The following is an 11,099-nucleotide window of genomic DNA, read 5'->3' as shown; positions in this document are numbered from 1 at the left end:
GTAGGCAGGATAAATCCTGCAATGCCCTTTCATCCCTGGACTAAAGTCACAGGGTTTTCAGGGTATTTTTTATAAAAACCGATTTGTAGTAAAGACTTTAGTCCTTCCTCCGGTTTGCAGTCAGGACTTGAGTCCTCCATTCCCAATTCGGCAATAAAAAACTCAAGTCCTGACTAACAATTTTTTATACATCTTTTGACCACAAAAAACTGAAGTCTGGACTACAAAATTGTGAAAGTTTTGCTGCTGCATCAGAAAGAACTCAAGTTTGGGCTACAAACCTTTTTAATCCGTTACCGATACCTTCGGCGACAATAACTCTAACGAAAAATCCCTTTAAAGAACCAGCCAACAAAAATACCTATAATAAAAGCTCCTATTTGACCAGTCGAAACAAAATTGTTCCAAGCTTTCTGGACATTGGTAAAAATTTCGTAACTTTGAGCCAAAACCACCGTCGAACTCAAATGAGATTTCAAAACTAACACGTGAGCGACATCGTTCCAAGTAATCGAACTGGTTAATGCAGCAGTAATTTCCGGCATTAAATTAACTATCATGGTGATTTTCTCCTGCTAAAGGTGTTACCCTCAGTACAACCAGTGTCATGTCATCTTCGTTGCGATTGCCGATGCCGATAAACTGGTGTACGCGATCGAACAAATAATCCAAAATTTCTTCAGACTGCTGATAATTTTGACAGGCCCACTGAAAAGCCGAGGTCAAATTATCCTCATCAAAGCGATCGCCCCTTTGATTAGAAGCATCAGTAAATCCGTCTGTGTAATAAATAATAGTATCTCCGGGCTGCAATTGCACGCTTGCTTCTTGGTAATGCGAATCAGCATCCAGCCCAATTAACATCCCCTCCAAAGTATCGAGCTGAAGAATCGAATTAGTTGCAGCTTGCCACAGCAAAGGCGGGTGGTGAGCAGCATTGCTGTAAGACAAAACGCGAGTTTTCGGGTCATACTCCGAATAAAACAGAGTCACAAAACGGTGGGAATTTTCCAAATCCGCGTGCATAACCCGGTTTAAATGTTGCAAAATTCTCGACGGCGAGTGGCGGTTCAAAACCTCCGCCCGCAGCATACCCCGCGTCATCGTCATCAACAGGCCCGCCGGTACTCCTTTGCCCATCACGTCGCCGATCACAATGCTCCAGCGGCCCTTGTCGATTTTGGACTTGAGATTTTTAATTAGGGATGGGGGGTGTTCCCCCTCATTTTCCTTGCCGATCGGGTCATAGTCAGCGGGAATAAAATCATAATAATCTCCGCCGACCCTGCTAGCAGTTTGGCAGCGGGCCGCCACGTCAACGCCGGGAATTTTCGGACAACTGCGGGGTTGCAGCCGCAATTGAATTTCCGCCCCGATTTCTAACTCTCTGTCTAAGCGGTCTTTTTCCGCCAACTTAACAGTAAGTTCGTCTTTGCAAATAGCCACGGCGGTTTGATCCGCCACCAACCGAACTAATTTCTGTCTGCTGGGAGTCCAGAGATATTGCGGATCGCTGCTAAAAACATAAAGCCGTCCGCGTTCCAAATTGTTGACCAAAATTGGCGCCCCAAACAAATGAACATCCGGGCCCAAATAACGACCGACTTGCAGGTCTAGACTAGAAGTTTGCCCAGAGGTTTCCGAAAACGATGCTGCAGTAGCGCCCGCACCTGCTGTAGCTTGCCTGGTGGCTATTTCCAGCGCTTTTCGCATATCTTGGCACTGCCGTCCTTCCTGACAGTGCAACTGCTGGAACCGGACTTGACCGTTGGGTTTGAACAGCACCAAAGCCCCCCCGTCGGCATCGGTAACGCGAGTCGCCACCAAAGGCACCAACTCCAAAAATTGGTTGAGATTGTTAAAACTTCGCAGGGCAAATCCCAGCGAACCCAACATATCTTGAACGTTGTGCTGGTATCGGTGCAAGCGCGCCACCAGTTCTTTGAGGGCAAATACTGGCGTCGCGTCGGTAGAATTGCGACCCGAAGGGCGGTCAGCAGGTTGAGGTGAGGAGCGAGGCAAAGGCACAGCAGTCATTCGATTTTAGATTTTAGATTTTAGATTTTGGATTGACTTGCGCGAGATAAATTCGGGGGACGCAAGGATTTTAGATTTTAGATTTTGGATTGATTTGCGCGAGATAAATCACGTGGCGGGTACCATCTAGAAATTCGCTTGTCATTTTAGATTTGTGATTTTCGATCTTAGAAAGAGGATATTTGATTGAGGAGTTACACGCCACTGAACTGAAATCCGGTTTTTTTTCTAGCAAGTAGCTTGGTGCGATGCGAGTTTGAGGTTAAGGATTTGAGAGTTAAAGCTGTGTATCCGCCTCCCAAAATCGGGACGGCTACAGATACCTCATCAATCTAAAATCTAAAATCTAAAATCTAAAATCGAGTAGGGCTTCCACAAATTCGTAACTAGAAAACGGGCGCAAGTCTTCGATGCTTTCCCCGACTCCAATAAACCGGATGGGCAGACCAAGCTGCTGCACTACTGCTAGGGCAACACCACCTTTAGCAGAACCGTCGAGTTTTGTCAATACTACTCCGCTTAATTTTGCCGATTCTGCGAACACTTCTGCCTGTCGCAAACCATTTTGACCCAGTGTGGCATCCAATACCAGTAGAGATTCTACGGTAGCGCCGGGGGCTTTCTTATCTACAATGCGACGGATTTTACTTAATTCGTCCATCAGGTTTTTTTTGTTTTGCAGGCGGCCTGCGGTGTCTACGATCAGCAGTTCTGTGCCTCGGGCGCTGGCGGCGGCGATCGCATCAAACACGACAGCAGCCGGATCGGTATTTTTCCCTGGGTTGGCAATAATTTCGACGCCGCTGCGGGAACCCCAAACTTTCACCTGTTCGACGGCGGCGGCGCGGAAAGTGTCGGCGGCGGCAATTAGGGTTTTGTAGCCGGATTTTTGGGCAATGTGGGCTAGTTTGCCGATCGTGGTAGTTTTGCCCGCACCGTTGACTCCTACGATTAACCAGATGTTAAAAGTCTCTTTTTCTGGGGCAAATGTCAGGCTGTAGGCGGGATTACCGGCGGCGGTGGAGGCACAGGGAGCGTCCAGAATGTCGCGCAGGATGGTTTTCAGGTAGGCTAGAGCCTGTTCTGGGGGCAGCACTTCTTGTGTGAGTCTTTCTTGGAGGCGACTGATAATGATGTCGGTGGCTGCGACTCCGACATCGGCTTGCAGCAGCAAAGTCTCAATTTCAGCTACCGCGTCTTGATTGAGCGGCCCTTGACCGACGATCGCCTTTAGTCGATTAATTAAACTGCGGCGCGTTCTTTCTAAGCCTTTTCGCAGTTTTTGCAGCCAAGTGATTTCTTCGACTGATACTTTGTCTGGGCGGCGGCCTTGACTTGCTAAGATTTCTGATGACCACAGGAAGCCTTCGTCAAAGGCAAAACCGGGAATTTCTTCGATAATTGCGGCTCTCTCGGCGGCCGCTGCAATTACGTCTGGTTCTTCAAGGGCGGTTTCTTTGAGGCGTTCGATGCGCTCCATGCGATCGGCTTGAGCTCTGGCCCAAAACGGCAGGGCTTCGGCTGCTTGGCCGTCGGATGCGAGTGATGCGGTTTCTACAACCTCAGTTGCAGGTTCGGCAATTTCTATATTTTCTGCTGTAACTTCTAATTGTTGAGCTATAGGTGCAATGTCGGTCGCCCCGGCTTTTGGTTGCAGAGTTTCTGGAATTTCTACTGGGTTAGCTGCATCGGTTTCTACCGCCTCGGTAGCTTCAACCACGGGAGATTCTGGCACTTCTGGAACTTCTGCAACAGTTGGTTTTGGTTCGAGTTCGATCGTCTCGGTTGTTTCAACAGCCGCAGCTTCTGCAACTTCTGGAACTGTCGCGATTTCTGTTTCGGCTGTTGGAACTTCAGCCGCTGCTGTTTCGGCAACTTCTGTTTCGGGTTTTTGCTGTTTTTGAATATTTTTGTAAGCAGCTTTTGCCCAATTGAGATAATCTTCGGCTACAGCGGGGGAACTTGAATCTGCTGGTGTATCTGTTTGAGGCTCAACAGGTGCGGATTTTGCAGACTGATCTTGAGTTTGTTCGGGTGTATCTTTTTCGGAAGATTCGCTTTCGCTGTACTGGCGACGAAACCAATTAAAAACCATAGAAGTAAATGGGGAATAGAGAAGAGTTATTAGTCATTAGTCCTGGACGCCTTAAGGCCAGAGAAACCGGGTTTTTTATCCTTACTGTGGACTATAACGGAGGATTTTCGTAAAAAACCAGGTTTCTGACTACCGGTGCGTTCAGGACTATAGTCATTAGTCATCAGTTCTTAGTGTAGAGCGGATTGCCGATCGCAGATTGCCGATCGCTATTGACCAATGACTGATGACTGATGACTGCTGACTATCGACTACTGACTCACAACTTCTGCGTTGATTTTATCGACTACTCGGCGGAGGACTCCGTTGATGAAGCGATGTCCATCGTCACCGCTGTAGCGTTTTGCCAGTTGGACGGCTTCGTTGACGCTGACTTGTTCGGGTAAGCCGAGGTATAGCATTTCGGCGATGGCGATTCTCATGATATCTCGATCGATCCGTGCCAACCGTTCTATTTGCCAGTCTACCAGCGCTTCCGAGAGCAATTCATCAATTTGAGGGCGGTTGGCGCTGACTTTCGTCAGGATTTGCAAAGCATAGGTGCGGACATCTTGCTGGTTGGCTAGCTGGATCAGTTCTGGAAACTCCATTGCTGAACCGAGACGGTTGATTGCGGTTTGGGTGAGTTCGACTGCTTCCCGAACCATTGCTCTAGCACTTTGTATATCGGCGGCGCGGATTTCGCTGGCAAGCAGTTTGTCGCTACTCCGCTGCACTTCGGATGCTGCTGCTTCTAGGGATTCTTGAACTTCTGCTGTCAGGGTGCGGATGGCGGCGAGGAGAACATCTTGCAGTTTCTTGGCTTCTAAGAGTTCTGGATTCGCCGGCAGTTGGCTGATGCCGAGGAGTGCGAGTTCGCGTGCTGTTTCGCGGGCTTTTTTCATAGTTTTTAGATAGAGATTGAGAATTTAGGAAGTTTTTCGATCGCGCGCGGACTTGAACTTTAGCAGAAAACTCGACTAAAAGCTCTACCAGACGGACAGTCTGACTCGCCGGCGGCGGGTAGTTTACAGATACTTCGCTCTCAAACCCAAGATTTATGCTCGAAACCCGGTTTCTGAGTATAGGCTTTCTCGGTTTGGGCTGGTTTTGTCGAAATATTATCTGGTATGGGGAAAGTTTACACGGCCTTACGGGCGACTAAGGAATGAGAATTAAATAACTTCCACTCTTGAAAGTGGGATGGGCGTCCCGCCCGTCTTTTAAGGACGGGCGGGACGCCCATCCCACAATAACAATTAAAATTGTAAGTTATTTAATTCGCGAGCCTAAAAATGTCTTGGTTCAATCTTCTTCGACTGGGACAGCCTGGTATCTTGATTCGGATACCAAGGGTTCGAGTGTTTTGCCCTTGATGTTTTCGGGGTTTACTGCAATTGAGTTGCTGGGGTTGACGATGCCGCCGGAGATGATGACTTTAAAGGCATCTTCGATCGACATTGACAAATTGACTAAATCTGCCTCCGGGACTATAGCGTACCATCCGGTAGTGGGGTTGGGAGTGGTGGGGATGAAAATACCGATCGGGGTTTCACCGGAAAGGTGAGGTGGGATGTCGTTACTCTCGATCGTACCGGTCACAAATGCTAAAGTCCAGATTCCCCGCCGGGGATATTCCACTAACACCACGCGGCGAAATTTGTCGTTTGATTTGAGGAGGGTTCCCAGCAGTTGTTTGAGGGTTTTGTAAACCGAACCGGCTAGGGGAATTGCCTGCAACACCCGTTCGCCAAAGTCTAGCAGCCACTTACCGAAAATGTTGCGGGCCATTAAGCCGATGACTAAGATGCTCAGCAGGGGTACAGCCAGCCCTACTAAAAGATTTAGCAGATTCACCAAAATCGGGTGGAGTCCGTCAAAAGGGTTGATCTGCTTGGGAATTTTGGTGAGAAAATTGATCACCCAACTGGCGACGGTAATTGTCAGCCAGATGGTGGTAGCTAAGGGTATCACTACCAATAGTCCTGCGATCAGGTCGTTTTTTAAGTCTTGTTTGATGCGTTGGAGCACGGCGGGTCAAATCTCCTCGTAACTGGTTCCCAATAACCTGAATAAAGCTGAGACTAAAGCAACTGCACGGGCTTTACTGGAAGTCACCATAGACGATCGTCTTCAATTCTGCTAAACCCTACCCTTTCTGAGGGGGAAGACTTAGGGATCGCCGGTGCTGTACCTCTATTTTAAAGAATTATTGCAAGTTGGCGCTTGATTTTAATATATGCGGGCTGTGCAGCAGCTCACCGTATTGTATATTTTAAGACATTTTGGGTCGGTTCAATCAATAAGCCGATAGTCAATCGATTTTAGATTTTAGATTTTAGATTTTAGAATTGACTTGCGCGAGATAAATGCTCTTTCTTGAGGATTTTAGATTTGAGATGCTTTCGATTGATTCCACGGATAAATCACGTGGTGGGTACTCTCAAGAAATTCGTGGTCAAAGGCAGCCTGGGAGTGAAAGTGTAGCGACTCCAGAGAAAATTTTCGGGGATTTGTAGAGGAAATTTATTGGTCGATCGAGCTTTCTCAGATTTTCGGCGGGGTGGCACTTCGTTTTACTTAATATGTTGCACCATTTTCCATAAGCTTTTTAGGGACGGGCAGGATGCCCATCCCACAATCAAATTCACTCATGAGTGGAACAGGCCGGAAAGCCTGTTCTCGAAAAAGGTGCAACATATCAGTTTTACCTAATTCAGGGGAATCTCTGCAGGTTGAGTGCAGCGTGTCTTTCAAAATATATCTTTGGGTAGATGCAATGTAACCAGTCGCTACTAAAGCAAGGGTGATTTTTGAGGGGCAACTGCGATAAACAAGGCAACAGTTGCCTACCATGAAACAGTTGCATGGTAGGCAAATGCGGCCCAAAGCAAAGCAGACATACCAGCAACTTTGACTTTTTTTGACAGGATTAATCGATATTCAGGAAATAAGGGCAGAATTCAAGCGAATTCCAGCTTGAGAGGAGCGAAAAAGCAATATAGAATTAACAGGGGCATCACTACAAAAAAATAATCTGCCAAACGAGGTAGCAGTAGTTAGTAGCAAGCAAGATAAATTACTACATAGCTAGTTGTTTCTAGCCAGAAGCGCGAAACTATTTATTCAACAGGGTACAGCTAAACTGCTGCATAGAAGCAAGACTCCAGCGGTGCCGATTCCTTGGAAACCGACGAAACTCAAGGAAAAACAAGCGTACTAGCCAATCAAGTCAGAGCGGAGATTCAGCCCGCAGCAAGAAGCAATAGACTTGATGAGAATTTAAGATTGAGATATGAATGCTCAACTCATGAAACCAATTGGTTTTTACGTTTTTTTATGTGATTCAAAACGCAAGACTTTTTTGGGCTTCACTTAAAGCCGCAGCCCGCTCAAATTTTTGGTCCGGTAATTAATATTAAAGTAAAAGGAACTTTTGTGAAAACGCTCAGTATCCTCTTAGTAGAAGACAGTCCCCTAGATGCCGAACTGATTGAGGCATATCTAATCGATGGCGGACTCCAATTTTCTCTCGTGTGTGTGGACAATCGAGAAGACTTTGCCACGGCGCTGGAAAAACAACGTTTTGACATTATTTTGGCAGATTATATGCTGCCTTGTTTTAACGGGATAGCTGCACTGGAAATTGCCCGCACTACTTGTCCGGGAGTGCCGTTTATTTTTGTTTCGGCTACTTTGGGCGAGGAAGTGGCGATCGAAACTTTGAAAAGCGGCGCTACTGATTATGTTCTCAAACGCCGTTTGATCCGCCTGGTGCCGTCGATCCAGCGGGCGCTGCGCGAAGTTCAAGAACGGAACGAGCGCAAGCAAGCCGAAGCACAGCAGCAGGAGAGCGAATCTCGATTTCGGATTATGGCGGATACCGCGCCGGTGATGATTTGGATGTCAGATGCAGACCAACTTGGCGATTACTTTAACAAAGTTTGGCTGGAGTTTACCGGTAGAACTTTGGCGCAAGAAATGGGCGCGGGTTGGATGGAAAGCTTGCACCCAGATGACTTGCCACAATGTCTGGATATTTACCAAAAAGCCTTCGACGCTGGCAGCGAGTACCGGCTAGAATGCCGCCTGAGACGCTATGACGGGGAATACCGCTGGGTTTTGGGTACAGGCGTACCCCGGTACAGGCCCGATCGCACTTTTGCAGGTTACATCGGTTCTTACATCGATATTAGCGATCGAAAACAGGCAGAACAAGAACGCGCGGCAGCTTTGTCCCGCGAACAAGCAGCGAGGTTGCAAGCAGAAGAAACAGCTAAAGCGCTGCAATTGGCAAACGATAAAATTACTAACATTCTCGAAAGCATTACCGATGCTTTTATCGCTGTCGATTTAAATTGGAACTATACCTATGTAAACGAGCAAGCTATTGAGCTGTTAGGCAAACCAAAAGCCGAACTGATTGGTAAAAACTTTTGGGATATATTTCCCTGGGCTGTCGATTTACAGTTTTACAAAATGGGTACCAAAGCTTTAGCAGAAAAGGTAACGGTCGAGTATGAAGAATTCGTACCGTTATGGAATAAGTGGTTGAAGATGCGTTTTTATCCTTCAGATTCTGGTTTGTCGGGTTACATCCAAGACGTTACCGACCGCAAGCACACAGAAGCTGCACTCCAAGCTAGCGAAGAAAAGCTGAGAATGTTAGCCGAAGCTAACTTGATAGGAATTATCTTCGGGGATGTTAGCGGCGGTATCATTGAGGCAAACGATGAATTTTTGCGGATAGTTGGTTACAGGCGCGAACAGTTGCAGCGCGGTGAATTAAACTCGATCGAACTCACGCCGCCGGAGTACCAGTCTCTCGACGAAAAGGGGATGGCAGAGGCACAAGCAACGGGGGCTTGCACTCCCTACGAAAAGGAATTCTGGAGGAGAGACGGCAGCCGGATTCCGGTGTTGATCGGATATGTTTTGCTGGCGCAAAAGCGGCAAGAATTTGTGGCTTTTATTCTCGATTTGACGGTTGGCAAGCAGTTGGAAAGAGAACTGCACGATCGAGCCCAGGAATTGGCGCGGGCCAACCGGATTAAAGACGAGTTTCTAGGAACTTTGTCTCACGAATTGCGGACGCCGCTGAATGCGATGCTGGGATGGGCGCAACTGCTGCGAAACCGCAAGTTTGACGAAAAAACGACTGTTCGGGCTCTGGAAACGATCGACCGCAATACACGATCGCTGGCAACTCTGATCGAGGATTTGCTGGACGTGTCGCAGATTATTACCGGGAAACTGTCGCTGAATTTGCGGTGGGTGGATGTGATTTCGACTGTTGAGGCTGCGATCGATACTCTAGCGCCCGCGATAGCCGCCAAAAATATTGAAATTGTGACGGATTTCGACCCAACTACCGGGCGGATTTTTGCCGATTCCGGTCGCTTGCAGCAGGTAGGGTGGAATTTGCTGTCGAATGCGATTAAGTTTACTCCCGATGGCGGACAGGTGAGGGTGGCGGTGCGAAAGAAGGAGAGGACTTTTGTCGGTGAGGAATCCGCTTGCTGCAAAAATTTGTCGCCCGCTAGTGTCGAAATTGAGGTTAGTGACACGGGACAAGGGATTTCAGAAGAGTTTTTGCCGCACGTTTTCGAGCGGTTCAGCCAAGCTGACAGCTCTACAAGGCGATCGTACAACGGATTGGGTTTGGGTTTGGCCCTAGTGCGCCATTTTGTGGAAATGCACGGGGGGACGGTGCAAGCCGAATCGGCCGGGAAGGGACAAGGGTCGAGGTTTTTAGTGAAATTGCCAATTCAACAGCCTGATTGCGACGGCGGATTGTCTGTTGCTGGACTCGGAGATTGGGGGATTCCTCCAAGCAAGGCGCGATCCCCTGTAAAGGAGTCTTTTGTGAGCACCAATCTTTCTGGAGTGCGGGTGTTGGTGGTCGATACCGACGCGGATTCCCTGGATTTTGCCTGTACAGTGCTCGCAGATTGCGGGGCCGAGGTGGAGACTGCTAGCTCTGGTACGGCTGCCCTGGAGGCGATTGAAAGGCTGAATCCGAATGTGTTGGCGATCGATATCGAGATGCAGGCCCATGATGGAGAGGTTCTGCTGCAGCAAGTGCGATCGCGGATGGTGGACGGGGAAATTCCGGCGTTGGCGTTCACGGCGGTTGGTAGGGTAGAGGAACGGATACGGGCACTGCAGCAAGGTTTTCAAATTTACGTGCCCAAGCCGATCGACCCTGCTGAGTTGGTGGCGGTGGTGGAAAGTTTGGCGGCGCGCTAGAAGGATTTTAGATTTTAGATTGTAGATTTTAGATTGACTCCGCGATGACGGATGTCGTAACTACAGCAATCCTTGCAGGGGTCGTAAATTTTTTACCCCACCCCAACCCTCCCCGATGTCTTGGGGAGGGAGTAAGAAATTCACAAATGATTCGAGGATGGCTATACACATCAATTTTCTTGCATTCGAGCGATCGGATAATAATTCTTAGGACTAAGGCTAACTGGCACTACATAATCAAAATTTCAGCTTTATTTGTGAGAGTTGCCCTTAGTCCTAATCCTGCCGAAAAACTTTTTTAGTATAAATTAGAGTTAGAGCTAATTTGTCAAGTCCCAAAAGGTTAGAAATTTAATTTCGGTCACAGTTTGTAGTTTTTGATACTGATAGCAGATTCTAAAACGACTGCAACAGTAGACAAGTTCCAAGCCCCGATCGTCATCAGTAGTCGGACTTCTAAAATCTAAAATCTAAAATCGATAGATTTTAATTTACACTTAACCTAATTTGTCATACCCCAAAAGTTATAAATTTCATTTAAGTCAAAGTTTTTAGCTTTCGATCGCCGGTGCAGGACGATCGCCCCTAACACTATTTCTTCCAATATCAAGTTCAGCAACGAGATGCTTCATTAGAAAAATATTGGGAGGGCGTAAATGCTTCTAAGCTGATACGCAGCTAGATTGTATAATATAAATATAAGATAAGCGATAATTAGTTATAATGTATGCCAGCCAAA

At 47.5% G+C, this 11,099-nt stretch carries 6 protein-coding genes; 1 reads left to right on the top strand and 5 read right to left on the bottom strand.

What is annotated here, in order from left to right:
- Window positions 1–320 precede the first annotated feature (320 nt).
- The 5 genes from QUA50_RS28305 to QUA50_RS28285 all read right to left on the bottom strand — a co-directional run bounded on the left by QUA50_RS28305 (window position 321) and on the right by QUA50_RS28285 (window position 6,142).
- Window positions 321–560 carry a hypothetical protein gene (locus QUA50_RS28305; RefSeq protein WP_333268736.1) on the bottom strand — a complete coding sequence of 80 codons (240 nt, stop codon included), beginning with the start codon at window positions 558–560 and terminating at the stop codon, window positions 321–323.
- Complete coding sequence (locus tag QUA50_RS28300) at window positions 550–2,037, bottom strand: PP2C family protein-serine/threonine phosphatase (RefSeq protein ID WP_333268738.1); 1,488 nt, start codon at window positions 2,035–2,037, stop codon at window positions 550–552. The genes QUA50_RS28305 and QUA50_RS28300 overlap by 11 nt, the downstream gene beginning before the upstream one ends.
- 346 nt (window positions 2,038–2,383) lie before the next feature.
- Entirely contained in the window at window positions 2,384–4,132 is a 1,749-nt protein-coding gene (ftsY, locus tag QUA50_RS28295) for a signal recognition particle-docking protein FtsY (protein ID WP_333268740.1), read from the bottom strand.
- A 251-nt stretch (window positions 4,133–4,383) separates the two neighbouring features.
- A complete protein-coding gene (nusB, locus tag QUA50_RS28290) occupies window positions 4,384–5,016 on the bottom strand; it encodes a transcription antitermination factor NusB (protein WP_333268742.1) in 633 nt (210 codons plus the stop codon).
- Window positions 5,017–5,416: 400 nt separating this feature from the next.
- Complete coding sequence (locus QUA50_RS28285) at window positions 5,417–6,142, bottom strand: DUF502 domain-containing protein (RefSeq protein ID WP_333268717.1); 726 nt, start codon at window positions 6,140–6,142, stop codon at window positions 5,417–5,419.
- A gap of 1,407 nt (window positions 6,143–7,549) precedes the next feature.
- On the opposite strand from QUA50_RS28285, the gene QUA50_RS28280 reads away from it, so the two are divergent.
- A complete protein-coding gene (locus QUA50_RS28280; protein WP_333268715.1) occupies window positions 7,550–10,360 on the top strand; it encodes a PAS domain S-box protein in 2,811 nt (936 codons plus the stop codon).
- The last annotated feature ends 739 nt before the right edge of the window (window positions 10,361–11,099 follow it).

The sequence above is a fragment of the Microcoleus sp. M2_D5 genome, assembly GCF_036701935.1.
Taxonomy (GTDB): domain Bacteria; phylum Cyanobacteriota; class Cyanobacteriia; order Cyanobacteriales; family Microcoleaceae; genus Microcoleus.
This window is presented reverse-complemented; position numbering and strand designations above follow the sequence as displayed.

Bases quoted from the DNA above. Each gene is read 5' to 3' on its own strand.
- QUA50_RS28305 (WP_333268736.1), bottom strand. From the start codon at position 560: ATGATAGTTAATTTAATGCCGGAAATTACTGCTGCATTAACCAGTTCG.
- QUA50_RS28300 (WP_333268738.1), bottom strand. From the start codon at position 2,037: ATGACTGCTGTGCCTTTGCCTCGCTCCTCACCTCAACCTGCTGACCGC.
- ftsY (WP_333268740.1), bottom strand. From the start codon at position 4,132: ATGGTTTTTAATTGGTTTCGTCGCCAGTACAGCGAAAGCGAATCTTCC.
- nusB (WP_333268742.1), bottom strand. From the start codon at position 5,016: ATGAAAAAAGCCCGCGAAACAGCACGCGAACTCGCACTCCTCGGCATC.